This window comes from Halobacillus sp. A1 (assembly GCF_024189295.1).
Taxonomy (GTDB): domain Bacteria; phylum Bacillota; class Bacilli; order Bacillales; family Halobacillaceae; genus Halobacillus_A.
The window spans coordinates 1-26,198 of the sequence record NZ_JAIZEN010000030.1 but is presented as its reverse complement, the minus strand read 5'-3'; the positions used below and the strand labels follow the sequence as shown (position 1 = coordinate 26,198).

The following is a 26,198-nucleotide window of genomic DNA, read 5'->3' as shown; positions in this document are numbered from 1 at the left end:
GCGGGGAATGGGGAGACTCCTGTGGGAAGAGAGTGCTTGGTGAGATCCCGCAGGACGGGACGTCCGAGGAAGCTCACCGCGCTCCCACGGAAAGCGAGCCATTCCCCGCCGCCCTGATCCACTCACCCAATGTCTCGAATTCAAGTCTTCAAGTATCCTGCCATGTTGTTGAATAAGTCACTTATCATTATCAACAACCACCATTAACATAGCTTTCAGGAAAGTTAGTGTCGAGTATTTCCACTCCTCGCCCCCTCTCCTAACAAGAGACAGATTGAATCCATGAGAATACCTGAACCAATAGTAAGGGTCCAGGCATACATAAGCTTATAGAATTCCAATGGAAGCTAAAAGAATGACTACAACCACAGAAATAACAGGGATCAAAACAGCGACAACAAATATGTCTTTGTAGCTGTCTTTGTGCGTCATTCCAGTAATCGTAAGCAAAGTCAGGACTGCACCATTATGCGGCAGTGCGTCAAGCCCGCCAGAAGACAGAGAAGCTATACGGTGAAAGGCTTCCGGGCTGACACCGGTACTCTGAGCGATTTCATAATACCTTGACCCTAACGCTTCGAGTGCGATGCCAAGGCCGCCAGAAGCAGAGCCAGTAGCTCCTGCCAGTATGTTGACCGCAACAGCCTCTGAAATGAGCGGGTTGCCTTTGATTCCTGTCAGCAAAGCGGTCAATTGTTCAAATCCTGGTACTTCTCTAACGACTGTCCCGAAACCTACAGCAGCGCTCGTATTGATGATCGCTATCACCGATCCTCCCGCTCCCCCGTTAATGGATCCTACAAATCGTTTAAATTTGTGAATGTTTAACAGCATGATCAGTACTATTCCTGAAATCAAAGCAACTACGATATCCCAGTTGAATAAGTTCAAAGTGACCAGTACGGTTACTAACGGCAGTAAGGATAGGATGAAGTTCGGAATTTCATCTTCTTTCGACATCGTTTTATCTTCTTTAGGCTCTGTAAATAATTCACCTTGTGCTGTCAATTTTTTCTCGCGCCAGCGGAGATAGAAATATCCGCCCCCAGCCATTACCGCAGCTGCAATGAGACCCATGACAGGGGCTGCCGCCGCATCCGTCTGGAAATAATCCATCGGGATCAGGTTCTGGATTTGAGGTGTTCCTGGAATAGCTGTCATCGTAAATGTAAAAGCTCCGAGTGCGACCGTAGCTGGTATCAGCCTTCTTGTAATGTTCGCTTCGCGGAACAAAGATATCGCCAGCGGGTAGACAGCGAATACTACAACAAACAGGCTTACTCCTCCGTAAGTCAATACAGCGGCTGACGCCAGCACTCCGAGAATGGCTCGTTTCGTGCCGATGATTTTAGTCAAAGCCACTGCGACCGAACGTGCCATTCCGGTGTCTTCCATCAACTTACCAAAAATCGCTCCAAGCATAAAAACAGGGAACCATTCCTTCGCAAAATTAACGAATCCGCCCATATATGTATCTTTATAGGCTTCCAGGAGATCCAGTCCGCCAGTCAATGCGACGACGCCGGCAGCAATCGGGGCGACCCAGATGATCGACCAGCCTAAGTAGGCGAGCGCCATTAATACAATCAGACCTAGTAATATACCAAGCATCATTCTTCCTCCTCTTTTTTAAAATTTATGCAGGAGGGTTTTTACACCCGCCTATAAAGCTTCTACAACGACAGCGATCCCTTGGCCACCGCCAATGCATAAGGACGCGACGCCATATTTTTGATTTCTTCTTTTCAATTCTTTTACGAGAGAATATAGGACACGAGTTCCACTGGCTCCGATCGGATGGCCAAGTGCAATGGCTCCTCCATTGACGTTCACTTTCTCACGGTCCAGTCCAAGTTCTTTTTCTACTGCCAGATACTGAGCGGCAAAGGCTTCGTTCACTTCGACTAATGCCAAATCCTCTAAAGGTAAACTCGTTTTCTTCAAAGCATTCTGGATTGCTGAAACGGGGCCGATTCCCATATAAGCTGGATCAACGCCCGCCAGTCCGTAAGAAACGATTTTAGCAAGTGGAGAAAGGTTTTCCTTTTGAACAAAATCCTCACCCGCAACGACAACTGCCCCTGCTCCATCATTAATCCCGCTTGCATTGCCGCCCGTCACCGTTCCATCCTTTTTAAATGCGGGCTTCAATTTAGCGAGTGCTTCGGGCGTTGTACCTTCCCGGATATGTTCATCGTCTTCAACAAAAATGGAACCTTTCCGTGACTTGACTTCAATCGGCGTTATTTCTTCAGCCAAACGACTTCTTGCTGCTGCCGCGCGCTCGTGGCTGAGTGCTGCATATTCGTCCTGCGCTTTCCGGGAAATTTCGTACTTTACGGCAAGATTTTCTCCAGTTACGCCCATTCCATCCCCAATATACTCATCCGTAAGTGCCGCCCACAGCATGTCATCGACTTTAGGAGCTGCTAATTTCGTACCAAAGCGGCTTCCTCTTAAAGCATGTGGGGCAAGACTCATGCTTTCTACGCCCCCCGCAAGCGCGACCTCTCCATCGCCAAGCATGATGGATTGAGCGGCCGACACGACAGACTGCATACCCGAACCGCATAATCGGTTCACAGCTAACGCAGGACTCTCGATAGGAAGTCCGGATTCAAGAGCGATATGCCGAGCTAAATACGGTGCGTTTTTCTCAGAGTGAATAACATTTCCCATGATAGAAAAATCAATATCTCCCGCTTCAATTCCGCTGCGGCGTATAGCTTCTTTACTGACAGTCACCCCTAAGGTCGTAGGATCGACATCCTTCAAGCTTCCCCCAAAACTTCCAAAAGGGCTTCTTGCTCCTTCTAAAATGTATACATCCTTCATCATTTCTCTCCTCCTTATTGAGCTGTATAGCCACCATCGATGACGACAGCCTGTCCTGTGATTCCCTTCGCTTTATCACTCGCTAAGTACTGCGTATAATCGGCAACCTCTTGTACAGCCAACAGCCTTTTCTGCGGCACTAATGGGTAAATGACTTCCTCGAGGACTTTTTCTAAAGACACATTCCGATTGGAAGCTAAATCTTCCAGTTGATTACGGACGAGCGGCGTATCCACATAGCCTGGGCAGATCGCATTCACCGTAATGCCATGCTCCGCACCTTCAAGAGCCGTAACTTTCGTCAGACCAATGACGCCATGCTTTGAACTGTTGTACGCTGCTTTTCCAGCGAAACCGATCAGCCCGTTAATGGATGCCATATTGATGATGCGGCCGAAACCTTGTTTTTTCATAATCGGGAACACATGCTTCGTCGCCATAAACGGCGCGACGAGCATCACATTCGTAATAAACTGGAACTTTTCTGTCGGAAATTCTTCAATCGAAGCGACATGCTGAAGACCTGCGTTATTGATAAGAACGTCGAGGCATCCATACTTCTCCACCGTTTGATCGATGGCTGCTTTCAGCTCATCCTCTTTCGTAACATCACACGTTACACCGATGCATTCATACCCCTGGGCGCGAAGCTCCTTCGTCACTTCGTTCACCTTCTCTTCATTGATATCACTGAACGCTACACGGGCGCCTTCCTTTGCAAAAGAAAGGCCGATTTCATACCCGATTCCACTTGCTGCCCCTGTAATGAATACGACTTTATTCATACGTACAATCCCCCTCGTTTTAGTTTAATAAGATGCCTCTAACAGCTTTGGACTAACGTGTAATTCCGCTTCTGTCGTTTCTTTGATTTCGTCGACGGTGAAGCCTTCTGCCACCTCTACTAATAAAAGCCCTTCATCTGTTACGTCGATGACCGCACGTTCTGTAATGATGCGGTTCACTACACCTTGCCCCGTCAATGGCAGCCGGCACTCTTTTAAAATTTTCGGTTCTCCGTGCTTGTTTACGTGATCCATAATGATGACGATCTTTTTCGCCCCGTGGACGATATCCATCGCGCCGCCCATACCTTTGATCACTTTTCCGGGAATCATCCAATTCGCCAGATCTCCGTTAGAAGCCACTTCCATCGCTCCTAATATGGCAAGGTCGATGTGCCCTCCGCGGATCATCGCAAAGGATTCAGCACTGCTGCAGTAGGACGCGCCTGGCGAAGCGGTCACTGTCTCTTTTCCTGCATTGATCAAATCAGGATCGACCTCCTCTTCAAAAGGCGATCTTCCTATACCGATCAAACCATTCTCCGATTGAAGCACCACCTGTTTATCGTCTTGAATATAGTTGGCTACCATCGTCGGCATCCCGATCCCAAGATTTACGTAGAAACCGCTTTCAATTTCCTGTTCAGCTCTTTTTGCAATTTTTTCTCTCACTAATGCTTTGTCCAACATATTTTCACCCTCCTATAATTACGCTTGTTTTCTAAGCGTCAGACGTTCAATCCGCTTCTCCTGCTTCCCTTCGATCAGACCTTGTACATACACTCCCGGCGTATGTATATGGTCTGGATCCAGGTCTCCCCGATCGACAAGCTCTTCGACTTCCGCTATTGTGACGTGACCCGCAGCTGCCATCATCGGATTGAAATTGCGCGCCGTTTTATTGAAAATTAGATTTCCATCGCGGTCGCCTTTTGCGGCTCTTACTAGACTGAAATCAGCCCTCAACCCTCTTTTCAATAAATATTCTTTTCCATCGAATGCACGTACTTCCTCCCCTTCAGCCAGCGGCGTCCCTACACCGGCAGGCGTATAAAACGCAGGGATTCCCGCACCACCTGCTCTGATTTGTTCAGCCAGCGTTCCTTGCGGGGTAAGTTCCACTTCCAATTCGCCGGCCAGCACCTGCCGCTCAAACTCCTTGTTCTCCCCCACATAGGAACCGACCATTTTATCGATTTGCTTATTTTTTAAAAGGAGACCCAATCCCCATTCATCAATTCCACAGTTATTGGAAATCACGGTTAAATGTTTAACCTTCGATTCTACTAGTGCCAGAATCAGGTTTTCGGGAATTCCCACAAGTCCGAACCCTCCTACCATAATGGTCGAGTAATCTTTAATTTCACTTACAGCTTGTTCAAATGATGTATAGATCGTTTTCATCATTCCTTCACTCCCTTCTGTCTTTCTATATGCAAGATTCATGCCAACTTTGAAAAGCTGATCAAATCAATACTTTTCCTAAACAGGCATTCTGTTTGATTACAGAATTATGGAATTCTTTTTCAGACTCTATAAAACAATGATGTAAACCCTTACAAAAACAACAATAAATGAACCATTCCAGATCGTCGGAATGGTTTCCGGATTTCTGGAATGGTTCATAAATGATGTTTTTTCACTTTTTCATAAAGGCTTGATTTACTGATATCGAGTAGTTTAGCAGCTTCAGACTTATCACCGCCCGTCTTTTTCATCGTACGTTCAATAGCCTGCCGTTCCGCATGGTCCATAATATCTCTTAAGCTTGTCCCTGTCTGTTCAGAGCTGCGAACGTATTGAATATGCTCGGGCAGATCGTCTACTTGAATGATTTCCGTATATGTTAAATAAACGGCTGCTTCGATTACATTTTCAAGTTCCCTCACATTTCCCGGCCAGTGATAGTGCTGAAAGCATTGGTACACTTCCCGATCAAAGTCGACTACGCGTTTCCCGATCCGTTCTGTAACCTTTTGCAGCAAATACTTAGAAAGTACTCGCAAATCTTCCTGCCGCTCCCGTAAAGGAGGGATTTTCACCTGAACGACATTCACTCGATAAAATAAATCCTCCCTGAATTGCTGAGATTGGATAAGCTTTTCTAACGATTGATTGGTCGCTGCAATTACCCGGACATCAATTTGATCCGGCTTCACTGCGCCTACCGCTTCCACCTCTCCCTCCTGAAGCACCCTTAGAATTTTCACCTGGGCATGCAGCGGCATATCTCCGATTTCGTCGAGAAAGAGCGTACCTCCGTCTGCGAGCTGGAATTTTCCAGGCTTTCCGCCTTTTTTAGCGCCCGTAAACGCACCTTCTTGATAACCAAAAAGCTCAGATTCCAGCAAATGTTCAGGAATGGCCGCGCAGTTCACTTTTACAAACGGCTTCGTATTCCGCTCACTCAACTGATGGATGCTATGAGCAAATAATTCTTTGCCTGTCCCGCTTTCGCCCCGGAGCAGGATGGAGACATCACCAGGAGCGAGCTTCATCATTTTATTTTTCAATTGATCCATCTCTGGGGAACTGCTGACGATATCATGAAGAGAATAAGATGCGCCATTCTGGTCGTTCATCTGCTTCCTGTAAGCTTCAAGCTCAAGCAGCAGTGCTTTAATGTGGCTGTTCATCTTCAACCATTCTTCCGTATCCCGGAACAGCACCATGCCAAGTGCTCCAACTACTTCTCCATCAGCGATGAGCGGCACCCGGTTCGCCACCATATATTTACCACGTATCTGTTGCAGATCGGCAATCTCTTCCGTGCCCGATTCTACTACAAGATGCATTCTCGTATTATCAATCACTTCTGTTACGTGCTTCCCTTTCACTTCCTCTTTGTCCAGTTCAAGAAATCGGCAATACCCGTCATTCATGTAGGAAATGAAACCTTCACGGTCCACGATCACAATACAATGATTTCCGTGTCCAAAAAAAGTCTCGAAAATCCCATCTTTATAATCATTCAACATTGATAAAATATTTACCCACTCCTGTGATAACGTTTTCAAAACTCTTTGTCTTGAAGTCTATCACGTTTCCCCAATTTCTTCTATATCATAGAATGATTCGACAGACACAAAATAAAAACCCTTTATACAAGCCTGCTAAAGGCCGCAATAAAGGGTTTTGTTACACGCTATATCTATCAATCACTTCCGATTTGCAAATCATCTTTTAAAATGGTCAATACAGATTCCGGGGTCACCTCTTGGCCTGGGCAAGTATCCACCGCTTCAATAATTCCGCTTACGCCAATAGAAACTTCAATGACTTGCTGATCTTCTGTTTCAATTAAGAATAGCGGCTCCCACTCATATACATATGCTTGTTGATCGACTAAAACTTCCTTAATGGAGCCATAGCAAGGACTGTACACTTTTTCAAGTACTTCTTTCATGATTCCTCTCCTTTGGTCGTGTTCCTGGAATATGCAATTAAACCAGGCATCCTCTTTTTATTCTTAAACTGCGTTCCGGTAAACTTACTATATTCAATGGTCGGCCAAGCCATGACCATTGAGTGAATTTTTTTGTACAGTAACCAGTTTCTCCAGAGATTTTAACCCCGTTGAACAGTAGAAATCAAGGGTAAATTTTTTACAATATACTACTTAAAATATCAGGATATCAACATCTGAATTTTCTGGAAGAGAGTTTAGTTATTTCACCTTTTGAATGATCCTTCAATTAAAATCACCGAATCAACTAATCGCCCATACACTAATGATGGAACTTCAAACGATAAGGAGAGGTGCAATATGTATGGATATTACTACCCGCAGAGTCAACAGTACATGCAATACTATAACCCGACGATTATGCCGAACGACCAGACATGGGAAGCCTGCAGGGATCGCTGTGCCAGATTAGGCTTTCAACCTGGTACAGGGGGATGGCAGAACTGTGTGCACGGCTGTATGGGGCAGAATACAATTGTAAGAGAGCAAATGAGTCTGCCCGATCAATGGGTCGAATACATTCAGCCTTTAGTGGACAGAGCTCTTGAGGAAGTAGAAGAAGGGATCAACCTGACGCACTTATTTCAAGAATTCATTTTATCCGGGGTATTAGTCGGGCAAGGCTTTCAGCCGGATGAAGCGATAGAACAGGTGGAACTATGGGAAAAAGGGGAATCTAAGCTGCTTCAAGAAAGTAAATCGATGAACACGTAGCAAGCAGGGCGCGGGGAAACCCGGGAAGTTAATATTAGCTCATAATAGGTTCATATGAATCTTTATAAAAACCGATAGGAAAAGCCCACCTTATCCAGCAGGTGAGCTTTTCTTTTTTATTTTAGCTACTTTAAACTTCGTGGTCTTCAATATAAGGGAGCTTGTTTGCATATCAACTTTAAATTGAAGAGACCTTTTATTTTTGCAAATAAGTCATTTTTCTAATGATTTCTTCGTGCTGTGGATACTCGCGGACCAGCTCATCCTGTGAAAACAATTCAAAATCCTCGAAATCGAAGCCAGGCGATACCATACAGCCTACGAGTGAAAAAGTATCCTCCTCTTGAACCGAGGAGCCGAATATCGTATGTCCCGGCACTACAAACTGGGGGACTTCCCCTTTGTCGACGTGCAGACCAAGCTTCACTTCTTCATATGTCCCATCAGGATAAATCATATGGATGGTCAATGAACTCCCCGCGTGAAAATACCATAGCTCATCCGACTGCAGTCTATGGAAATGAGATACTTCGCCAGAACGGAGGAGAAAGTAAATACTCGTATACAAACTCCGATCTCCTTGAGCAAAACGTTCGACCTTCTCTGAAGCGTACGTCGGTTTATAGTACCCTCCTTCCGGGTGTGGTTCTAGTTGCAGCTGATCGATGAAATCTTGTGCGTTCATTTCTATCCGCTCTCCTCCGCATTTAAGTATGTACGGTCATTATATATGAAAGAGGCGCGACTAAAAAGTTAACATTACTTTTAATTCACGGGTAATTTGTTAAAATAAAAAACAATGGGATTTATTGTAAAAATATCTCGACCAATATCAATTGTTCGTCAACACCTCCAATAAAATGAAAGGAGCCAATAAAGGTGGCATGGGTTATTGTAGCAGCTATTCTGTTAGCTTTCATTGGTGCGGCTGTTCATTTGGGATCAAATAAAATGTCTAACGAGAGAAAAAGAAGAGTGATAAAATCCGTTACGTGGAGTTCGGTTGTCATAGGAATTGGTTTCTTATGGTTTATGACTGAAAACATAAAGACTTTATTACAATAGCGCAGACACTCGTAATGATGACAGGTGAAAAACTCATGTATTAATCCGCCCTGAGAACAGGGCGGGTTATATGAAGCTGCGTTTATGTTATTTATCGGATAATTTACTGAGCGGTTTGGTCGCCGGTCCTTCGATCACTTCGCCCTCCACGGTAAATCTGGAACCATGGCAGGGGCAGTCCCACGACCTGTCTCCATTATTCCAATTTAATTCACAGCCCATATGAGTACACGTCGTGTCCACGATACTTATTGATCCTTGTTCATCTCTGTAAGCTCCGGCTCTTTTTCCTTTAATACGTACCACTGAACCTTCATCCTTCCCGAGATCTTCCGGTTTTATATCTTTCCTGTCCAGTTTGCCTTTTACAAATTCTTTCCCGACATTCGCATTTTCCTTAACGAAGTTTTTCACGTGTTGTTTTTCTAAATCACGAGATGGAGAGAAAAGCTCTGTATAAGGGTTATCTTTTCCTGCAATCAAGTCACTGATCACCTTTGCTGCGATAGTTCCGTTGGTCATTCCCCACTTAGCAAATCCAGCAGCTACGTGGATATTGTTGTTGTTTTTCGTAACCGGTCCGATATAAGGAACCATGTCCAGAGTAATCAAATCCTGTGAAGACCAATGGTAAGAGACCTCTTCAGACCCAAACTGCTCTTTCGCATAAACCGCTAGATTCTCGTACGATTTTTCCGTGTTTTCTTTTTGTCCCGACGGGTGGCCTTCTCCTCCCACGAGCAGAAGCTTCTCTCCGTCTTCCGTTACAAAATGACGCAGCGACTTTTTCGGTTCTTCTGCGCTCAAATACATCCCATCAGGGACAGTTTCAGCAGAACGGACTGCAATGGAATAGGAACGCTCGACATGCAGTCGAGAAAAATACAGCCCCTTAAAATCTGCAAAAGGAAAGTGGGTGGCCATAACGACATGGTCGGATGTCACTGTGTTTCCTTCTCTCGTCACCACTTCCGGACGATCTCCCTCCACTAGTTTTGCGGCACGTGTGTTCTCAAATATCGGTGTGTTTTTTTCTTGGAGACGTTGGATCATTGATGCCAGATATTTCAACGGATGGAATTGGGCTTGATGATTAATTTTAACAGCTGAAGAAACAGGGTAAGGTAATTCAGTCACTTCCGCCAGCCCTCCATCTATACCTAAACGCCTATAAGCTTCAGCTTCTTTTTCGATCTTACGCTTGGATTCCTTAGAGTTCCCATAGATGTAAGCATCCTGGTAAGAAAAATCACAATCGATTTGCTCTTTTTTTCTAATGTCATCAATACAGTTAAGTGCTTCTTCGTTCGCTTGATAGTAAAGTTTGGCCTTCTCTTCCCCCATCGTTTGAATGAGCGTGTCATAAATCAAACCGTGCTGCGAAGTGATTTTGGCGGTGGTATAGCCTGTCGTCCCCTCTATGATGCGGCCAGCTTCCAATAAAACGACACTATACCCTTTCTCTACTAGAAAATAGGCCGTCGTAATTCCGGTTATTCCTGTCCCAACCACGGTTACCTGTGTGTTCAAGTCTTTCGATAAACTAGGGAATGATTCAAGTTCAACGTCTCTCCAAAGTGAATTTGGCTTCGTATTCAATGAAATGACCTCCTTTTTGTACTTCTTACATCAAATCTGCAACAATAAAAAACACAGCGTGAAAGGACACACTGTGTTCTGAGACTCTTACAGCTAAAGTACTCCGTATCCTTAGTCTTTTGTCGGAGGAGTACCATGCATATAACTGGGAGCAGGCTTCAATTCCTGTTTACCCCCATGAGCTTCAGGTGATTTAACATAACCGAATTCTCCTGCTCCATCAGGTGTTGTACCAGATGTCCAGCTGCCTTTCGTGCTCTCTTCACCTTCTGAAAAATTAATGAGATCGTATGAAAAGTCAGTGGCTTCCCATTCTTTAGGAACCGTGCCCGGAACAGTCGTGCCATGCTCTTCCTCTAATTCCTTCAATGCCGCAATCCACTGATTCTGGTGCATCGTATCACGCGCAAGAAGGAACGAAAGCATTTCTTTTACCCCTCTGTCATCTGTCATCTCATATAAACGGGCAACTTGCAGTCTTCCTTGAGACTCTGCATTCAAGTTTGCCCGAAGGTCTGTAATCAAGTTTCCGCTGGCTACAATGTATCCTGCACTCCACGGCACTCCTGTACTGTTTTCCGGCATGGCTCCTAAACCTGAAACGATAGCGTGGTGCGGATTCATACCTCCCATAATAGCTCCAATTACTGGATCTTGTGCTGCTTTTTCCTGCTCGTTTACAGGAGCGTCATCTAACAAACGGGCAATCATCGTAGAAATCATTTCAATATGACCAAGTTCTTCAGTTCCCGTATCCATAATAAGATCCTTATATCGTTCATCGCCTCTGGCATTCCATCCTTGAAATAAATACTGCATAGCGACAGAAATTTCCCCAAACTGCCCACCTAATATCTCCTGCAGTTGTTTTGCATAAACAGGGTCCGGACGTTCAGGTTTAGCATGGTACTGAAGTTCTTTTCTGTGAAAAAACATACGATTACCACCTTTTAAAGTATTTTCCCCTATGTAAAGCCAGGGAAGATTGGTCTGCTTTTTACATTCCCAGCTGCAAGAAACAAAAAACCTTTTTTTGTCATTTTTCATTATATTTATATAGTATTAAATTGATTCTACTCATTAAAATAAGCCCCCTTCAGCTTATTAATCCTGAAGGGGGCCCACATAATAATTAAGAAGATTTAACCCAGTAAGCTGCTTCACTTTCAGATGGAGATGGCGGGAATTGGTCGCCTTTGTTTAAATTGATTTCCGTTTTCTCCTGGCTTTTTTTACCGTTCACTAATTCATCTACTTTATACTTTCCTGTTTGCGGAGCTTTCTCACCAGTTTTAAATTGCTTCTTTGCCATTGTTAAAAACCTCCATTATAATTTAGGATAATTGTTTGTTTTTACGGAACAAACATTTAGTTATTCAACCCTTGGCTGCAATCAGGAATTGGAGTTATTATTGGACCCGTTTCCTGAAGTGCGGCCGCCTTTGCTTCCAATCTTCTCGTAATGCTCTTCGCCATACTTCTTGCTCGTTGTTTCTCCGCCCTTTTGACCGATGTTCTCAAAGTGATCCTGGTCATATTCCTGGCTTGTTGTTTCTCCACCTTTTTGACCGATGTCTTCAAAGTGTTCTTGATCATATTTCTTGCTTGTTGTTTCTCCGCCTTTTTGGCCGATGTTCTCAAAATGCTCTTGATCGTATTTCCTGCTCGTCTTTTCTCCACCTTTACGGCCTGCTTCTTCTCTGCTCATATTTCCTTGATTCTGGTTTTGATTGTTATTAGCTATTTCGATCACCCTCCTTTGTTTTTTGATTTTTTGTGATTACGTTTATAGAAGTTCTCTCTTTTTATGGTTTTCAAACCTTTATTATCCAGGGATAAATTTACTGTAATATTTTTGAAACAATTATCATGTTTATGTAACATTGGATAGGTCCAATGTTCTGTAAATTTACTCCAAACTTACATTTTATTTTTTACGACGGAAATAAAAAAGGTTGTAACACGAGGAGTTACCGCTTTGTTTTTACTATATTAACATAGTTTTTAGAGCGTATTCCCTATATCGAATTAGTCTTAATTAACTGTTTCTCCTTTATAAATAAAATCACACCCAGTGTGAGGGTGTGATTTTATTTGTCTTCATCTGAATGATAGGGGGTGAGTTCATCTGAAGCTTCTGTACGTAAATCCAGATCCTCAATTCTTTCACTTTCTGTTTTCTCTTCGTTTCCTGAAGATCGGACGTATTGGTTGAATACAAATTCATAAATCCCAATTCCGATCGCCGAGTAAAGTGAAGCTGACCACAAACCTCCGTCCACAGTTAAAGCATTCAGCATGAAATAAATGACTAAGAATGCTATAGCAAAGTCAAAAAGAGAACTAACTGTGCTGTTTACTCGAGGAAGGATGATTCTATCCCCCACTATATAGGAAACTGCTGTTAACACTACACTGATGAATAAGACGTTCGCAAAAGACAAATCATAGCCGATACCAAGAATAAGAAACAGCCACGCTGAAGCAAATATCAATTTAGACGCAATCAATTTTCCATGTTCCAAATTCAACACCTCTTTTACGCCTATCATTTGTCACTAGGCCGCTCTTATACACCGACTCTCGGGAAAGTCCATAAATGAATTCAAATCGAAGTTTTAAAGGGCATTATTTTAGAAAAATTACCCTTCGAAGTCATCGAATAGTTTACGTAAGCTAAGTAATAATAAGAGGGTTGGATGATTAAAAAGGAGTGAATGGAATGGGAATTTTATCAGGAAGTCAAAATAAAGAACCTATGCATTACGGAGAAGTTTTTGGACTGTGGTCTTATGCAGCAACAGCAAAAGCTGATTATGCTATGGTTCAAACATTAATGAACCATACTGGAGACAAGGAATTAAAACAATTGCTAGAAGAAACAACTCGAGGAATTAAGCAGGAATTAGAGCCTGTAGAAGAGATTTTAAAGACAAATGGAATTGCTCTTCCACCTGCTCCACCAGAGCGTTCATTAGCAAATCTGGAAGAAATCCCTGTAGGGGCACGTGTTAACGACCCTGAGATCAGTGCAGCCCTTAGTGCAAAAATCGCTCAGAGCCTGGTAGCATGCAGTGCCATAATGGGTCAGTCAACTCGTGAGGACATTGCCGCGCTTTTTGGACAATACCACATGAATAAAGCTCAGCTTGGAGCCAAAGCTCTTCGCTTAAACAAAGAAAAAGGATGGCTCATTCTGCCACCCCAGCATACTAAAGTTCCAGTTACAAGTTAATCGTCCATCTTAACCGGGTGCTTTTATAAAGCCCCGGTTTTATTTACATCTTTTCTGCCCATCAACAGCAAGTAAATGAACAGACCGCCGAACATGATAATAGTAGAAGCAAGAAGCTGGGTCTCCTCCCCGTAATTCGTAAAACCTAATAGAACTTCAGGCAAATACAGAAGAGCAGGAATCATAATCGTCACTAGTGATTTAATCCAGAGTGCCGTAATGACGAATACGGTAATCGTTGCGATGACTGTGATAACATTAGCGGCAAAGCTGAACGTTACGGAAGGCGTTCCAATTACTTTATTTAAATAGATGAGCCCAAGAAATAATAAAATCGGGGTCATTCCGACAATTCCAATAAGCGTCCATTCTTTTGTTTTGTTCTTCTTAGAACTTGCGAGATGACGAAATAAGCCAGCCGTCAATAACGTGAAGCTTATGAAAATCAACGGATACCCTAAAGCCTCCAACAAAGATAACTCAATCCCGCCTCTTACGACGTCCCCTAATAATAGATACGAGAAGGCTAATACGATGATGATGCCGCCGTATTTCATTATTCCCTTACGATCAAACGTCATTTCACCCGCTACTTGTTCCATATAATCCTTTGGCGATCGTCCTACGATATCCTCGACATTTTTCCCTGACTTCTCGGCTTCGTACAAATGGTCTTCAAGCTCACTTATAATTTCTTCAGATTCGCTTTCGTTTTTTCCACTGGAAACTAAGTATAGTCTGAGGTTTTCTAAGAAATCCTGACTTTCTTTAGATAAAATCATTGCTTATCCCTCCTCCTCCAGCAAGCGGTCTACGCTCGTTGAAACCGCGTCCCACCTTTGCTTGAATTCGATTAATTCTTTTTCTCCTGTTTCTGTTAACGTATAATACTTGCGCTTCGGTCCTCCTGAAGGAAGTGGTTTCTGATGTGTCGCCACAAGCCCCTCTTTTTTCATTCGGAGTAATAATGGATAAATACTCCCCTCTTTTACCATTGAAAATCCATAATCGTTCAGCTTTTCAATCATTTCATACCCATAGGTTTCCCCTTTTCCAATGATGGATAAGAGGCATCCTTCTAAAATCCCCTTTAGAATCTGACTCGAAGACAAGCCACCCTCTCCTTTTATCTAATTAACTATATTGTTTTACAAGGTAGATGATTAAAAAAATAACTACTTTGTATTACAAGTTAGTTTAAGAATAGCAAACGGTTATAAAGAAGGCAAGTGCTTTTTTAGGGCATGTAATGCTCTTCTCCCCTTCAACATGAATCAGTATATTTTATAGAATAACAGGGTTGGCACTGTACCACCTTTTAGAAACCAGGCTGACGAGATTTTTCATTAAAAAGCAAGCGACTGCCCTTTTTGTGGGGCAGTCTGCTTACTTAGGTTAAGTATTGGTCAGGAAAATGGTGTCTTTCCCTTACCATATACAACGCGCCTGCAGCGAGAAGCAGACCTGCAGTCACAAACGCAGATTGGACCCCGAATCGTTCGGCAATCGCACCGAACATGAGTGAAGAAAGTCCAAAGGTCAAGGCAGTCAACGATTCCTGTGCCCCATATATTTTCGGCAGCATCCCGCTTGCCGTTTCTTTTTGAAGAAAAGTTTCAAAGGTAATCGATTTAATCTGTTCCACACAACCGAAAACCATTGAAATACCTAATGCAAGCCAGGCAGTTGAATTCAACCCAAACCATAACGTAAGCACACTGACTCCTACAGATCCAAAGAGCATGATTTTTTTCAAGTTAAGTTCAATGATCTGTGCAAACTTAGTGCAGATCAGCCCGCCTAATAATAAACCAAGGAAAAAGGAAGTATTGATATACCCCCACCACGCTTCTCCTTTGTGCAGCACTTCTGCCACATACACGTAAATAATCGCTGCAATCCAAACGACACCTGCCATAGCTTCGAGAAAAATGGCCACGTGAATATTTCTGAACAGTCGATTATCCCAGATCTCCGCCCAACCTTCTTTTAACACTTTTCCTATTCGTTCAGCAGATTTTTCAATGTGATTGTTGGCTTCATCTTTTATTAAAAACATCATAACCGTCGAGAGCACGAACAAAAACAATGTGAGCCAGAGCACGTTAAACCCTCCGACCACCGCTACGACAATTCCTCCTAATGCCCATCCGCCTAATTGAATCGTCTGACTGACAATCGAAAGGAACCCGTTCGCTTTTACTATGTCAGCCGGCCCGACTAATCTTGGTATCATGGCACGGCTGGCCGGCATCGCCCAACCATCGAGAAACGCAAGGGTAAAGATAAACAATAGGATGCCGATAATAGAAGGGCGGGGATCGGCCAGCATCCAACAAGCCAGACCAAGTAATACCATCGTCTTCCCGAACTGGGAATAGGACAATAATGGCTGCAGGGGATATTTGTTGAATACAATCGGTGAAAGCAGTCCGCTGATGAACCTTCCAAACGTATTTACAAAAGGGAGCAACGTTAAGTAAAGCACGGATTCTGACATCGAATACAGAATAGAAACCAGGCCGACAATATAGAAGACATCTCCCATATTAGCCAATCCTTGACCAGTCCATAAGAACCGAAAAGAATGATTTTTCATTTTTACTGCTCCTTTTTATCAATTTCAAATTAAACAAATCGATGAAAATGAGCAGTACTTACATATATGATCGACCTCCTTGTCTACTATTCCCAATGAATCTCTTAACTGCTGAACATATGGACCTGTTGTGGGCAGTAAAAATGAAAATCTATAATTTCCGGTTCATTTACAGAAAAATAGTTACATGATTGATTTCACTTTACCATAATTATCTAATCTATTGGTTTTCATAATGAAGATTTCATTATAATAAAAACTACATAAGGGGTACTATATGACTGAAAAAAATACGATAGTTTCTTTTCCAAATGAGAGTCACACAAACGAATCCAGCCTTTTACATGCATTCACCCAAACTGTCCCTATCATTCATTCTATGCTTCCCGACTTAGCGATCGGCATTACGAACCGCGAAGAATGGATCGCCTATTATCCTGGCAAAAAAATTGATTTACATGTAAAACCCGGCCACAAAATTAACCCGAAAGAGCCATTAGCTGACTGCATCCATAAGCGGAAAGTCATTCGCACAGAGGTGGATGCAGAATTTTTTGGTTTTCCATTTACAGGATTAGCTACACCTATTTTTGAGGGAAATAAAGTAATTGGAGCGATCGCGATTCAGCTTCAAGAGCAAAACGAGAAAAAACTTCTGGAGATTTCTGAACAGATCGTCAGCTCCCTCAGCCAGGCGAACGAAGGGGTATCAAGTGTCGCCGAGGGAGCTGAAGGTTTATCTGAAGCCAGCAGCACACTGCTCATCCAGTCTCAAAAAGCAACGAAAGAAGTGAGAAACACCGACGACGTTTTAAAATTCATCAAACGAATAGCCGACCAGACTAATTTATTAGGATTAAACGCCTCTATTGAAGCGGCTCGAGCCGGTGACCTCGGACGGGGGTTCGGCGTCGTAGCGGATGAAATCAGGAAGCTTTCCAATGAAACCGTCACATCGACGGAGAAAATCAGCACGACGCTTATTAATATTCGTAAATCCATGGATGAAATCTCTACATCGATAGAAAAAATCGTGGCAGTCGGCGAAGAACAGGCCTCTTCCACTGATGAGATTTCTCTATTCATTGATGAAATAGAAAAGAAAAGTAAAGAGCTGAATAAATACGCATCCGAACTATTATAAATTGTTTCACGTGGAACAATCAGATCCCGGTCTCCCCAGCAATCTGCGGTCCGGGATTTTTGTCGTTCTTCTCTTTACAAATGCATAGAAACGTACAACCCTTTGTATACTTTATTATTACGACCTCAGGGCTGTTGACGATACTAAGGGAGGAATTGAAATGGCATTAGATCGAATTAGAAGAGTCGGCTCCATAAAGGAAATGGAAAACGTAACGGATGACTACATTACCATGGGCTACCAAATTTTATCCCGGGGCGAAAAATCAATCAGAATTAGACAACACGGCGGATGGGGATCAGCAGGCGGTCACATCATCACAGCTTTACTTTCTCTTTGGTGGACGTTCGGTGTTGGGAATCTGCTTTACGCTCTCTATACACGTTACAGCGGAGAGAAAGTTCTTATTAAACTGGTGGAAAAAGAAGAGGGATAACCCCCGCTCAAAGCTCCGTTATTTTACATTTATATTACAAAACCACCATTTTTTTGATTTTATGTTTAACTTTATGAGATAAGGCTATATCTAAAATATGGAAAGGTGAATGGTTCGATCGATAAATAGCCTTTCTAAAATATTTTGGAGGTGTAGCAATATGGCAGATCAAAACAAATTCAAGACAGGCGAAAAAGCACCAGAGAGCGGTAAGTATAAAGTAAGTACTTTAGTGAGCGGCGGTCCTGCAAGCCAGGACAACACGGAGATCAAGCTTGATAAAGGCGATCAATTCCCACCATCTCCGTCTAAAAATGAAGCAGCGTATTGGGTAAAAGCTTAAAATAGTACCCCCATAAAAAATTGTATAGACAGTACTCCATCACTCAATATGGAGTGCTGTTTTTTATGCACTAATTTAGTCAAAATACGTCCTCTTCCTCAATTAAAATCCTGCACCCTCATAATTATTTAAGCCTTGCGCTTCTGTACTCGGCTTATGTTCATTTTTTGGAAGTGGACGGTGTCGATGCGTTCCTTCAAGCGCTGAAGTGTAAGTTGCAAAGACCATATAAAAAAATGATCTTCCGGCATCAACTGCCCGAAGATCATCTTTATTAATTCCTATTCAAATGTGGAACAACCATACAAATAACGGTCCGAGTACAGAGCCGAAAATCGCCGTCAGACTCATTGAAACGGAGCTCATGGAAGCGGTCCGCTCTCCGTATTCAAAAGCTTTGGAGGTTCCAAGAGCATGAGAGGCACTGCCGAAAGCTATCCCTCTACCTAACGAACTTTTAATCCGAAACGATTTCACCAGAAGAGGTCCGAAAATAATGCCAGTAAAACCAGCTACCATCGTAAAGACGATCGTCATTGATGGAATTCCGCCAATTTCACTGGAAACTGGAATAGCTACAGGCGTCGTCAGCGACTTCGGGACCATCGATAAAATACTTGCCCGGTCCACGCCAAACATCCTCGCGAATAACAATCCGCTGCCGAGAGCTGTGCACAACCCCGCCAAGACACCAAATATTACAGGCATCATATGAGCTTTTAAGACCTCACGCTGGCGATACATCGGGTAAGCAAGCGCGACGACCGCCGGTCCCAAAAAGGAGTCGATCCACTGCCCACCCGTCATGTAGGTCTCATAAGGAATATTAAATACGAGTAAAATCGCCACCACAAGAACCGTGGAGGTCAAGACAGGAACGAGGACCGGATTGGGTAAGCGACGATAAACACGCCCCATGACCAGAAATATACCGACTGTTAAAATCACCATGAACGTGGCCTGAATCATCGCTCTCCCTCCTTATCATGTCTTTGAAAAAACTCGCTTACACTGCCTGCCGCTGCCATCGTTGCCAGTGAACTGATGATGACAACCACTACGAGTACGGCTCCGCTAAAGGAGAGCAGGGAAGGATATTGGATCACCCCTGCAGTTGCTGGAATGAAAAACATCGGCAGATAAGCCAGAATGAATTTAGCTCCATCCTCAATCCACTTTTCAGGAAAGAGGTTGAATGATAAACCGAAAAATAAAAGGATCAAACCGATGATGCTGCCTGGAATAGGCAGGTTGAACAAACTTCGGACCTCTTCCCCTATAAAAGAAATAATGAATAAAGCAGCAATTTGTACAATGATTCTTACTAGTTTCATAGATTACGCAATACCTTTCCAAAGAGGGTTTGTCCTCTTTTCTTCTGAATTAAGGATACCACCTCTCGTTATTTCCCGTATAGAAAAAGCTCTGTTAGAATTTCTTGTTTCCGTTCGAGATGATTTAGGAAGTTTCCGTGACTAAGAATAAAGCTTGAAGGTCCGGGAAATCACTCGCTTTCCATGGTTCCAGTCAAACCAATCTTATAAAAAAATAAAGACGACCTCTCTGTACCACTAAGTACAAGAAGATCGTCCTGATTTATTTTCATGGAAGGAACTAAAACCTACGCTGGTGTTTACCCATTCCCATCCCCATTACCTGGGATGGAGGAGCACATACATCTTCACACGAATAAGAATTCACGACGGACTGCGTGTGCGGGAAAGAATGAACATATTTATAATGCGTGTGATTATACTGAGTCGTATGACTTGGATGAACGACAGGAATAATCACCTCTGAATTTACTCGTTGCGGAAGCTGGCGGACGGGAGCATACTGAGCAGGCATGACCCTTGGCGGGTTTTGGATAAAAGGTGCTACTTGCGGGTAACCGCCCTCCATATTTTGGGGTCCTTGCTGTTGACCTTGTACTTGACCTTGCTCCTGACCGTTACCGTTACCGTTATCATCGTCACCTTGTTGGACGCCCTGAACCATCGTATCATTTTGACCATACGGCCAATTAGAGTTGTTCCGGTCATATTGTTGTTTTTCAAACATTCCTTGAAACCTCCTTATAATCTGGACTATATATTTGTATATGTGGGGTAATCGTCTATTGATTGGATATTCACCCATATTTTAAAAGCTTTTGCACAACTCCCTGATACTCTAAATACTCAATGTTTCTCTCTTAGCTAAGCTTCCTTACCTTAGAAATAAACAGATAAACGAAAATAAAGACCTCCCACCTCATTTGTTTCACGTGAAACATTTTTTCCCAATACGTGTTTAGACAGTTCTCTACCCGTTTACATAAAGGGAAAGGATGTGAACGATTATGGAGATTGCAGCCGCCGCACTGATGATGATGGGAACCCTCTCCCTTTGGGGGGTCGGCCTCTTATACCCCAAGTATAAAAGGATGAAAGGTGAAGATGTGTCTGAATGGAAAGGATATGGTTACAGTCTTGCAGGGGTGGGAATTTTTTTGCTCATTTTCATCATTGTTTGGTTTCTCTCCCCAAACAAATAACCCATCTCCTTATTTAAGGAAATGGGCTGATTCATACAACTTAAAATTCTTCTTCCTCTATCGACAATCCTTCTACATGTTTACGATCCAGTTGTTTGGTCACTTTACGATACTCCTTCGATTTAAAAATGATATCAAAATCATAGTCAGGTGGATATAATTCGGCCGCGGGAATATAGAGCTCCAGACGTTTATGGTTCAGCTTCAGCTTTTCCCCTTTTTGCTGAACGATATAATCGCCATGTTCATCAGGTCCTTTATAAACGATCGCGGTTTCTCCTGTCGCTTTAACCTTCACATTGTCTCCCATATTAAACTGGGCGACTAGTTCTTCTTTTGTGTTCCCAGCTTTCTTTTTCGTATAGCGTGGTACTGTAACTTGCTGCTTCATTTCTCTACTTTTCAAAACGCTGTCATCCATTACATACGATTTCGTTTCTTGATAGGATACTTGATGTGCCCGTTCAATAATCGCAGGGTGCAGGCCAAGCTTCAAGGCGATTTGAAACGCCTGACTCTCTCCCGCTTCCCCGATGATCAGCCGATACGTAGGCTTTAATGTTTCTAAGTCGAACGACATGGAACCGTTAATAAAATCCGAACGTTTATTCGCAAGCTCTTTCATTTCAGTAAAATGTGTCGTCACCATCAGCTTCGCTTTTTTTTCTACGAGTTGCTCAAGAATCGCCTGCGCCAGACCCATGCCTTCATTAGGCTCCGTTCCCGATCCAATCTCATCAATGAGTGCCAGCGTTCCTGGACCTGCCTGCCGTAAAATATCAATGATATTGACAAGCCTTGAGCTGAACGTACTTAAATTGGCTTCAATACTTTGGCCATCACCAATGTCACAAAAAATTTCATCAAAAATCATGACGGTCGACTCAGGACTTGCAGGAATAAACAGCCCTGCCTGGGCCATTATAGTAAGCAGTCCTGTCGTTTTTAACGTGACGGTTTTTCCTCCCGTATTCGGACCGGTGATCATCAGCGCCTGGTCTTCAGCTTTCATCGTAATGGTCAGCGGCACGGCTGCCTTTCCTAATTGAGGATGACGAGCTTCTATTAAAGAAATCACATCATCTTCATTCAATTGCGGCTCATTGGCATCATTATCCATCGCATACTTTCCTTTAGCAAAAATGACATCGTACTGATGCATGACGTCAATGGCCACCTGGATCGCCGGCTTGTGCTCAAGAAACAAGACCGGTTAAATAATACATAATCTGTTCCACCTCATGCTGTTCGGTCAGCTTAAGCTGTTCAATCACGTACTGCCTTTCCTCTAATTCTTTCGGCTCGATAAAGAGCGTAGCTCCTGAAGATGATTGATCGATCACAGCCCCTTTCACCTTTTGCCGATGCTCTCTTTTAACGAGCTCCTCCTCCAGATCCGTTATATCTTCCATCGAATCGACGTACACCGAAATCGTTGGTGCGACATATCCTTTGTCATCCATAAACCGTTTCAGCTTGCGGCAATGATCGAGGAAATCGATCATGCGGCTGAGGGCCTCGACTCGGATATAACGGCCTTTCTCTCCCTCTTCCAGTGAACGAATAATGGACTCTAAAGAGTAGATCGGAATGCTTGAATTTATTCGAAGAACGCCAATCGCTTCTTTTATTTCTTGGAAAGATCGTTCAATACGACGGCGCACGTTCATCGGTTCCAGCGCCCGTATCGTTTCTTTCCCTTTCTTCGTAAAGGCATAGGAACTGATCTCTTCCACTACCTGATCAAATCCCAGTTTGTTTAACGCTTGTTTATTCAATGCTGAATTCCCCTTTATAATTTAATTTTTCCATACAAAAAAAAAACCACAGCAGGCGGATATACTCCTCCTGCTGTGGCTCATCATATGAACCATTCTGCAGTTTCCAAATATAAAAAAAGAGCCACGACAGGCGTCATAGCTCTTCCCTCATATTGTCGGGTATGCCTGTTCTTAACTACCCTTGAAGATTACAACACAAATAGCACCTGAAATATCAGGTGTTTTTGAATCATTCAAGGATTATACGATTACGTATTAGTTAAGAACAGCCACACTCATTAAAAAATCTCCTTTTAACTACCATATTTGCAGAATGGTATATTTTATATATACGCGAAGACCCGCAAAATGTCAATACAGTCTATTTCTGTTTTCAGCGTATTTCCATTATGATGGATACACATACAATAAGAAACGGGGTCAACTTCATGTCCAAAGTAAAAGACATTTATCATAAAGAATTTTTAGAACGGCTGGCCGACGCTCTACATAAGCAGAGCAGTGGTTTTGATAAAGAACGATTCCTTTCTCTCGTCTATTCTAATGACTGGGAGCAACTGGAGTTTAAACAGCGCGTGGGCCGCATCACCGCTTCCATGCATGAAGCCCTTCCTCAGCCTTACATACAAGCGCTGCCGATCATCAAGCGGACGGCTCCTGAATTCGAAGGCCTGCCGGGTATCGTCTTCCCGGATTACATGGCTCAATATGGAACAGACGACTGGGAGGAATCCATGCAGGCACTGCGTGACGTAACAGAGTTTTCTACATCGGAATTTGCTATTCGTTCGTTTTTACTCAAAGATCTTAATCAAACGCTTGACCAAATGTTCCTATGGGCCGAAGATGATAACGAGCACGTCAGGCGGTTAGCAAGTGAAGGCTCACGGCCGCGTCTGCCATGGGGACAAACTGTGCCTTACCTTAAAGAGCATCCCGAACGCCTTCTTCCTCTTCTGGAAAAATTGTTGGAAGATGAATCGCTTTATGTGAGAAGAAGTGTAGCCAACCATTTAAATGACGTAACCAAAACTCATCCGCAACTCGTGCTTGATATCGTTGAACAAAGAAAAGGTCACAATGAAAATACCGACTGGATCTTGCGTCATGCCTGCCGCACCCTGTTAAAGCAGGGAAACTATCAGGCTTTACAGCTGTTCGGTTATCATTCCAGCGACTCCCTGCATGTTCACCAGTTTACGCTCGATCAATCGAAGATATCGATCGGCGATAGTCTTTCTTTTACTTTTCAAGTATCCGCTGAAGCCGATACGAAGCTGAGAGTCGAATATGCTATCGATTATGTGAAGAAAAACGGACGAAAAAGCCGTAAAGTTTTTCAAGCAAGTGATACGACGATTAAGACTGGGGAAGAAAAATCATTCATGAGAAATCAATCCTTCAGAAATATGACGACTCGCAAACATTATCCAGGGACACACACACTGGCGATTATAGTGAACGGCATAGAGAAGATCAGTCAGGATTTTGATCTTACTGCCCCTCATTAGACGCTAATGTGCTGCATTAGACAATATTCCCTCATTTCCGACAAAAAAATGATAAAATGGAATGACCAGCTTTTCCTTTTTAGAGAGTGTGATGTAATTGTTTTTAGATCTTTTTAATAATGTAGCGATCATTGTGGCTCTTCTTTTTATTGCGGGGAAGTTTTTTGAGAATCGCCCACTGGATCAAAACCCTCCGCTTTCTTCAAAAGTGTATGCAGGATTAGGTGCCGGTCTATTAGGATCTTTGTTGATCCTGAGCACCATTGAGGTGACGGAGACGGTCATCCTTGACCTCAGACATATCGCTACAATCATCGCTGCCATGGTCGGTGGACCGGTGTCTGCCATCATTACAGGCTTAATTATCGGATCCACTCGTCTGGTCATATACGGCGTGACTACAGCTTCGATCCTAGCCTCTTCCATTGCCGTATTCATGGGGCTGCTGCTAGGATATATTTCTACTCTTCCTTTAAACAAAATTAATAAATACCTGACCATGAACGTCTCTTATATCCTTATGAACTCGTTCGCTTTAAGTATGTTGATCGCTTCTCCATCTCTGCTTCAAAGCACGTTGCTGTTCTCTGTATCCACTTCCATTTTCGGTGGGATTATAGCTTACTATATGACGGAATATATTAGAAAAAGCAACATGGATAAGAGAAACATTTTATACTACAAGCTGATTGCTGAGAGCTCTACGGATGTCGTTTCTACACATGACAAAAACGGCACCATCCAGTATGTATCACCCTCCTGCGAAGCCGTGCTAGGCTACAAGCCGACTGAATTGACAGGGACGAATGCGTTTAGTTATTTCCACCCGAAAGACCAATTACGCACAGCTCCGGATAAGGTGCTTAAAGGGTCTGCCAACAAAACGATCGAGTATCGTTTTAAGCATAAAGACGGTGGTTATATTTGGCTTGAAGCCACATTCAATCAAATCAAAGGTTTACGTGAAGGGAGCGATTTCATCTACTCTTCCCGCGAGATTACAGAGAGGAAGCTGATGGAGCAGGAATTGATGGATATGAATCAGTCTCTAAAGAAGCTGTCAAACCTCGATGGACTGACGGGTATTCCTAATAGAAGAAGCTTTGATTACGCCCTGATGAAAGAATGGGAGAACGCAGTGCAGCACGATCACCCCTATTCCTTTATCTTATTCGATCTCGATAGGTTCAAAGTATACAACGATACATACGGCCACCTGCAAGGTGATGAATGCTTACGCTCGATCGCTGAGATCGTACCGTCTCTTCTGAGAGAGCATGATTTCTTTTCAAGATATGGCGGTGAAGAGTTCGCCATCATCCTCCCGCAAACAAGCGAAGCGGCAGCAAAAGAAGTGGCTGAAACCCTTTGTAAAGGAATTCTTCAAGAGGAGCTTCCTCATATTAATTCCGATATCAAGCCTTTTGTAACGATCAGTGCGGGGGTAGCGACTCTGAGGCCAACCGATGAGACGGATTACACGACCATCATCGGCATGGCCGACCATGCACTTTATCAGGCAAAAGAAGAAGGACGTAATACGGTAAGAGTTTTTCAACCGGCATGGTCTACTCTCCGCAGTTGATCGTATTCATCCGTGCTCCCGCCTCAGTTGGAATACTTGTTTAACACATAGGCTATGTTAAAGGCGGTTGTTGATATTGCTAAGTGAGTAATTCAACAATATTGCAGGATAGCGGTAGACTCGATTTCGAGATAGTCTGGGTTCGTTGCCGTATTGAGAGTGAGGGATTGTCGGGAAGCTACTCGCTTTCCTGTGGGGGGAGTGGCAAGCTTCCTCAGGCTTGCAGTCCTGTGGGATCTCGCTTACATCCTTCTCCCACCTCTTACACCAAAATAAGTCTATGGCGTGAATCCGTTCATATATCTCATGGGTGTAATGGGGTATTGGAAATGGGGCGACTTGTCGTTGCCACTAGAAAAGAGCTGTATTACACTCAAAGCACTGTCTCAGATGTTTCCGTGAACCTGACAAACTTAAAGGAGGTCCGGGAAATTGCGCATAGCCGTCAAGCTAGTAAATCATTCTGATTTAGCTTGATAGATGAACACCTTAATTTCCTTTATTTTACAGTAGATATCCTATCAAAGGCTGAATGTGTCAAGGGGCTGAAAAAACAATCATTCA

27 protein-coding genes and 2 pseudogenes are annotated in these 26,198 nt (G+C 43.3%); 9 read left to right on the top strand and 20 right to left on the bottom strand.

All coding sequences use genetic code 11. The annotated features are described in order from the left end of the window. Window positions 1-327 precede the first annotated feature (327 nt). The 7 genes from LF817_RS18540 to LF817_RS18510 form a co-directional block, all read right to left on the bottom strand. Window positions 328-1,611 (bottom strand): GntP family permease, encoded by a 1,284-nt coding sequence (locus LF817_RS18540; RefSeq protein ID WP_253937299.1) that lies wholly within the window; start codon window positions 1,609-1,611, stop codon window positions 328-330. Between the two features lie 51 nt (window positions 1,612-1,662). Next, window positions 1,663-2,835 (bottom strand): acetyl-CoA C-acetyltransferase, encoded by a 1,173-nt coding sequence (locus tag LF817_RS18535; RefSeq protein WP_253937304.1) that lies wholly within the window; start codon window positions 2,833-2,835, stop codon window positions 1,663-1,665. A gap of 14 nt (window positions 2,836-2,849) precedes the next feature. Next, on the bottom strand, window positions 2,850-3,620 hold the full coding sequence (locus tag LF817_RS18530) for a 3-hydroxybutyrate dehydrogenase (protein WP_253937298.1): 771 nt from the start codon (window positions 3,618-3,620) through the stop codon (window positions 2,850-2,852). Window positions 3,621-3,644: 24 nt separating this feature from the next. Beyond that, window positions 3,645-4,310 carry a 3-oxoacid CoA-transferase subunit B gene (locus tag LF817_RS18525; RefSeq protein WP_253937297.1) on the bottom strand — a complete coding sequence of 222 codons (666 nt, stop codon included), beginning with the start codon at window positions 4,308-4,310 and terminating at the stop codon, window positions 3,645-3,647. A gap of 18 nt (window positions 4,311-4,328) precedes the next feature. Continuing rightward, window positions 4,329-5,024: a CoA transferase subunit A gene (locus LF817_RS18520; protein ID WP_253937303.1), complete on the bottom strand. Its 696-nt coding sequence runs from the start codon at window positions 5,022-5,024 to the stop codon at window positions 4,329-4,331. A 218-nt stretch (window positions 5,025-5,242) separates the two neighbouring features. Beyond that, entirely contained in the window at window positions 5,243-6,598 is a 1,356-nt protein-coding gene (locus LF817_RS18515) for a sigma-54 interaction domain-containing protein (RefSeq protein WP_253937302.1), read from the bottom strand. Window positions 6,599-6,774: 176 nt separating this feature from the next. Further along, complete coding sequence (locus LF817_RS18510; RefSeq protein WP_253937296.1) at window positions 6,775-7,026, bottom strand: biotin/lipoyl attachment domain-containing protein; 252 nt, start codon at window positions 7,024-7,026, stop codon at window positions 6,775-6,777. A gap of 360 nt (window positions 7,027-7,386) precedes the next feature. Here LF817_RS18510 and LF817_RS18505 point away from each other — a divergent pair, with 360 nt between their 5' ends. After that, window positions 7,387-7,800, top strand: a complete 414-nt coding sequence (locus tag LF817_RS18505; RefSeq protein ID WP_253937295.1) for a hypothetical protein — start codon at window positions 7,387-7,389, stop codon at window positions 7,798-7,800. Between the two features lie 196 nt (window positions 7,801-7,996). Here LF817_RS18505 and LF817_RS18500 read toward each other — a convergent pair whose 3' ends face one another. Further along, complete coding sequence (locus tag LF817_RS18500) at window positions 7,997-8,485, bottom strand: cupin domain-containing protein (RefSeq protein WP_256558372.1); 489 nt, start codon at window positions 8,483-8,485, stop codon at window positions 7,997-7,999. Between the two features lie 194 nt (window positions 8,486-8,679). Here LF817_RS18500 and LF817_RS18495 point away from each other — a divergent pair, with 194 nt between their 5' ends. Next, window positions 8,680-8,865: a hypothetical protein gene (locus tag LF817_RS18495; RefSeq protein WP_253937294.1), complete on the top strand. Its 186-nt coding sequence runs from the start codon at window positions 8,680-8,682 to the stop codon at window positions 8,863-8,865. A gap of 87 nt (window positions 8,866-8,952) precedes the next feature. Here LF817_RS18495 and LF817_RS18490 read toward each other — a convergent pair whose 3' ends face one another. From LF817_RS18490 to LF817_RS18470, 5 genes are all read right to left on the bottom strand, one after another. Beyond that, on the bottom strand, window positions 8,953-10,464 hold the full coding sequence (locus LF817_RS18490; RefSeq protein WP_253937293.1) for an FAD-dependent oxidoreductase: 1,512 nt from the start codon (window positions 10,462-10,464) through the stop codon (window positions 8,953-8,955). Between the two features lie 111 nt (window positions 10,465-10,575). Continuing rightward, entirely contained in the window at window positions 10,576-11,400 is an 825-nt protein-coding gene (locus LF817_RS18485; RefSeq protein ID WP_253937292.1) for a manganese catalase, read from the bottom strand. Window positions 11,401-11,596: 196 nt separating this feature from the next. Beyond that, a complete protein-coding gene (locus tag LF817_RS18480) occupies window positions 11,597-11,776 on the bottom strand; it encodes a YjzC family protein (RefSeq protein ID WP_253937291.1) in 180 nt (59 codons plus the stop codon). An 81-nt stretch (window positions 11,777-11,857) separates the two neighbouring features. Next, the gene (locus LF817_RS18475) at window positions 11,858-12,217 is read right to left on the bottom strand and encodes a hypothetical protein (RefSeq protein WP_253937290.1); all 360 of its coding nucleotides are present in this window, start codon (window positions 12,215-12,217) and stop codon (window positions 11,858-11,860) included. Window positions 12,218-12,554: 337 nt separating this feature from the next. Next, complete coding sequence (locus LF817_RS18470) at window positions 12,555-12,989, bottom strand: DUF2512 family protein (RefSeq protein WP_253937289.1); 435 nt, start codon at window positions 12,987-12,989, stop codon at window positions 12,555-12,557. 197 nt (window positions 12,990-13,186) lie between these two features. Here LF817_RS18470 and LF817_RS18465 point away from each other — a divergent pair, with 197 nt between their 5' ends. Continuing rightward, the gene (locus tag LF817_RS18465) at window positions 13,187-13,699 is read left to right on the top strand and encodes a DUF3231 family protein (RefSeq protein WP_253937288.1); all 513 of its coding nucleotides are present in this window, start codon (window positions 13,187-13,189) and stop codon (window positions 13,697-13,699) included. Window positions 13,700-13,722: 23 nt separating this feature from the next. Here the strand turns inward: LF817_RS18465 and LF817_RS18460 are convergent, their stop codons facing one another. From LF817_RS18460 to LF817_RS18450, 3 genes are all read right to left on the bottom strand, one after another. Continuing rightward, window positions 13,723-14,481 carry an HAAS domain-containing protein gene (locus LF817_RS18460; RefSeq protein ID WP_253937287.1) on the bottom strand — a complete coding sequence of 253 codons (759 nt, stop codon included), beginning with the start codon at window positions 14,479-14,481 and terminating at the stop codon, window positions 13,723-13,725. A 3-nt stretch (window positions 14,482-14,484) separates the two neighbouring features. Beyond that, window positions 14,485-14,811 carry a PadR family transcriptional regulator gene (locus LF817_RS18455; protein ID WP_253937286.1) on the bottom strand — a complete coding sequence of 109 codons (327 nt, stop codon included), beginning with the start codon at window positions 14,809-14,811 and terminating at the stop codon, window positions 14,485-14,487. Between the two features lie 278 nt (window positions 14,812-15,089). Further along, entirely contained in the window at window positions 15,090-16,298 is a 1,209-nt protein-coding gene (locus LF817_RS18450; RefSeq protein ID WP_253937285.1) for an MFS transporter, read from the bottom strand. 820 nt (window positions 16,299-17,118) lie between these two features. Here LF817_RS18450 and LF817_RS20525 point away from each other — a divergent pair. The 3 genes and pseudogenes from LF817_RS20525 to LF817_RS18435 all read left to right on the top strand — a co-directional run. Further along, a pseudogene (locus LF817_RS20525) lies at window positions 17,119-17,442 on the top strand (methyl-accepting chemotaxis protein); the annotation flags it as partial. A gap of 160 nt (window positions 17,443-17,602) precedes the next feature. Then, complete coding sequence (locus LF817_RS18440; protein WP_253937284.1) at window positions 17,603-17,878, top strand: hypothetical protein; 276 nt, start codon at window positions 17,603-17,605, stop codon at window positions 17,876-17,878. A 160-nt stretch (window positions 17,879-18,038) separates the two neighbouring features. Then, window positions 18,039-18,221 carry a YjzC family protein gene (locus LF817_RS18435; protein ID WP_253937283.1) on the top strand — a complete coding sequence of 61 codons (183 nt, stop codon included), beginning with the start codon at window positions 18,039-18,041 and terminating at the stop codon, window positions 18,219-18,221. A gap of 285 nt (window positions 18,222-18,506) precedes the next feature. On the opposite strand, the gene LF817_RS18430 is transcribed toward LF817_RS18435, so the two are convergent. The 3 genes from LF817_RS18430 to LF817_RS18420 all read right to left on the bottom strand — a co-directional run bounded on the left by LF817_RS18430 (window position 18,507) and on the right by LF817_RS18420 (window position 20,282). Then, window positions 18,507-19,190 (bottom strand): LrgB family protein, encoded by a 684-nt coding sequence (locus LF817_RS18430; protein WP_253937282.1) that lies wholly within the window; start codon window positions 19,188-19,190, stop codon window positions 18,507-18,509. Further along, window positions 19,187-19,555: a CidA/LrgA family protein gene (locus LF817_RS18425; protein WP_253937281.1), complete on the bottom strand. Its 369-nt coding sequence runs from the start codon at window positions 19,553-19,555 to the stop codon at window positions 19,187-19,189. Before LF817_RS18425 ends, LF817_RS18430 begins: the two co-directional genes overlap by 4 nt. 280 nt (window positions 19,556-19,835) lie before the next feature. Continuing rightward, entirely contained in the window at window positions 19,836-20,282 is a 447-nt protein-coding gene (locus LF817_RS18420; RefSeq protein ID WP_253937280.1) for a CotD family spore coat protein, read from the bottom strand. 280 nt (window positions 20,283-20,562) lie between these two features. On the opposite strand from LF817_RS18420, the gene LF817_RS18415 reads away from it, so the two are divergent. Further along, window positions 20,563-20,757, top strand: a complete 195-nt coding sequence (locus tag LF817_RS18415) for a hypothetical protein (protein ID WP_253937279.1) — start codon at window positions 20,563-20,565, stop codon at window positions 20,755-20,757. Window positions 20,758-20,797: 40 nt separating this feature from the next. Here the strand turns inward: LF817_RS18415 and LF817_RS20520 are convergent. Continuing rightward, window positions 20,798-22,535: pseudogene (locus LF817_RS20520) on the bottom strand (endonuclease MutS2). 431 nt (window positions 22,536-22,966) lie between these two features. Between LF817_RS20520 and LF817_RS18405 the strand changes: the two are divergent. Both LF817_RS18405 and LF817_RS18400 read left to right on the top strand, forming a co-directional pair. Beyond that, a complete protein-coding gene (locus LF817_RS18405) occupies window positions 22,967-24,049 on the top strand; it encodes a DNA alkylation repair protein (RefSeq protein WP_253937278.1) in 1,083 nt (360 codons plus the stop codon). 97 nt (window positions 24,050-24,146) lie between these two features. Beyond that, the gene (locus LF817_RS18400) at window positions 24,147-25,634 is read left to right on the top strand and encodes a diguanylate cyclase domain-containing protein (protein WP_253937277.1); all 1,488 of its coding nucleotides are present in this window, start codon (window positions 24,147-24,149) and stop codon (window positions 25,632-25,634) included. Window positions 25,635-26,198: the final 564 nt, after the last annotated feature.

What these genes read in the sequence shown, in the direction of transcription:
- LF817_RS18425 (WP_253937281.1), bottom strand. Translation starts at nt 19,555, where the DNA reads ATGAAACTAGTAAGAATCATTGTACAAATTGCTGCTTTATTCATTATT.
- LF817_RS18415 (WP_253937279.1), top strand. Translation starts at nt 20,563, where the DNA reads ATGGAGATTGCAGCCGCCGCACTGATGATGATGGGAACCCTCTCCCTT.
- LF817_RS18480 (WP_253937291.1), bottom strand. Translation starts at nt 11,776, where the DNA reads ATGGCAAAGAAGCAATTTAAAACTGGTGAGAAAGCTCCGCAAACAGGA.
- LF817_RS18465 (WP_253937288.1), top strand. Translation starts at nt 13,187, where the DNA reads ATGGGAATTTTATCAGGAAGTCAAAATAAAGAACCTATGCATTACGGA.
- LF817_RS18530 (WP_253937298.1), bottom strand. Translation starts at nt 3,620, where the DNA reads ATGAATAAAGTCGTATTCATTACAGGGGCAGCAAGTGGAATCGGGTAT.
- LF817_RS18525 (WP_253937297.1), bottom strand. Translation starts at nt 4,310, where the DNA reads ATGTTGGACAAAGCATTAGTGAGAGAAAAAATTGCAAAAAGAGCTGAA.
- LF817_RS18440 (WP_253937284.1), top strand. Translation starts at nt 17,603, where the DNA reads ATGGCATTAGATCGAATTAGAAGAGTCGGCTCCATAAAGGAAATGGAA.
- LF817_RS18405 (WP_253937278.1), top strand. Translation starts at nt 22,967, where the DNA reads ATGTCCAAAGTAAAAGACATTTATCATAAAGAATTTTTAGAACGGCTG.
- LF817_RS18520 (WP_253937303.1), bottom strand. Translation starts at nt 5,024, where the DNA reads ATGAAAACGATCTATACATCATTTGAACAAGCTGTAAGTGAAATTAAA.
- LF817_RS18460 (WP_253937287.1), bottom strand. Translation starts at nt 14,481, where the DNA reads ATGATTTTATCTAAAGAAAGTCAGGATTTCTTAGAAAACCTCAGACTA.
- LF817_RS18515 (WP_253937302.1), bottom strand. Translation starts at nt 6,598, where the DNA reads ATGTTGAATGATTATAAAGATGGGATTTTCGAGACTTTTTTTGGACAC.
- LF817_RS18540 (WP_253937299.1), bottom strand. Translation starts at nt 1,611, where the DNA reads ATGCTTGGTATATTACTAGGTCTGATTGTATTAATGGCGCTCGCCTAC.
- LF817_RS18510 (WP_253937296.1), bottom strand. Translation starts at nt 7,026, where the DNA reads ATGAAAGAAGTACTTGAAAAAGTGTACAGTCCTTGCTATGGCTCCATT.
- LF817_RS18420 (WP_253937280.1), bottom strand. Translation starts at nt 20,282, where the DNA reads ATGTTTGAAAAACAACAATATGACCGGAACAACTCTAATTGGCCGTAT.
- LF817_RS18500 (WP_256558372.1), bottom strand. Translation starts at nt 8,485, where the DNA reads ATGAACGCACAAGATTTCATCGATCAGCTGCAACTAGAACCACACCCG.
- LF817_RS18430 (WP_253937282.1), bottom strand. Translation starts at nt 19,190, where the DNA reads ATGATTCAGGCCACGTTCATGGTGATTTTAACAGTCGGTATATTTCTG.
- LF817_RS18535 (WP_253937304.1), bottom strand. Translation starts at nt 2,835, where the DNA reads ATGAAGGATGTATACATTTTAGAAGGAGCAAGAAGCCCTTTTGGAAGT.
- LF817_RS18435 (WP_253937283.1), top strand. Translation starts at nt 18,039, where the DNA reads ATGGCAGATCAAAACAAATTCAAGACAGGCGAAAAAGCACCAGAGAGC.
- LF817_RS18505 (WP_253937295.1), top strand. Translation starts at nt 7,387, where the DNA reads ATGTATGGATATTACTACCCGCAGAGTCAACAGTACATGCAATACTAT.
- LF817_RS18450 (WP_253937285.1), bottom strand. Translation starts at nt 16,298, where the DNA reads ATGAAAAATCATTCTTTTCGGTTCTTATGGACTGGTCAAGGATTGGCT.
- LF817_RS18485 (WP_253937292.1), bottom strand. Translation starts at nt 11,400, where the DNA reads ATGTTTTTTCACAGAAAAGAACTTCAGTACCATGCTAAACCTGAACGT.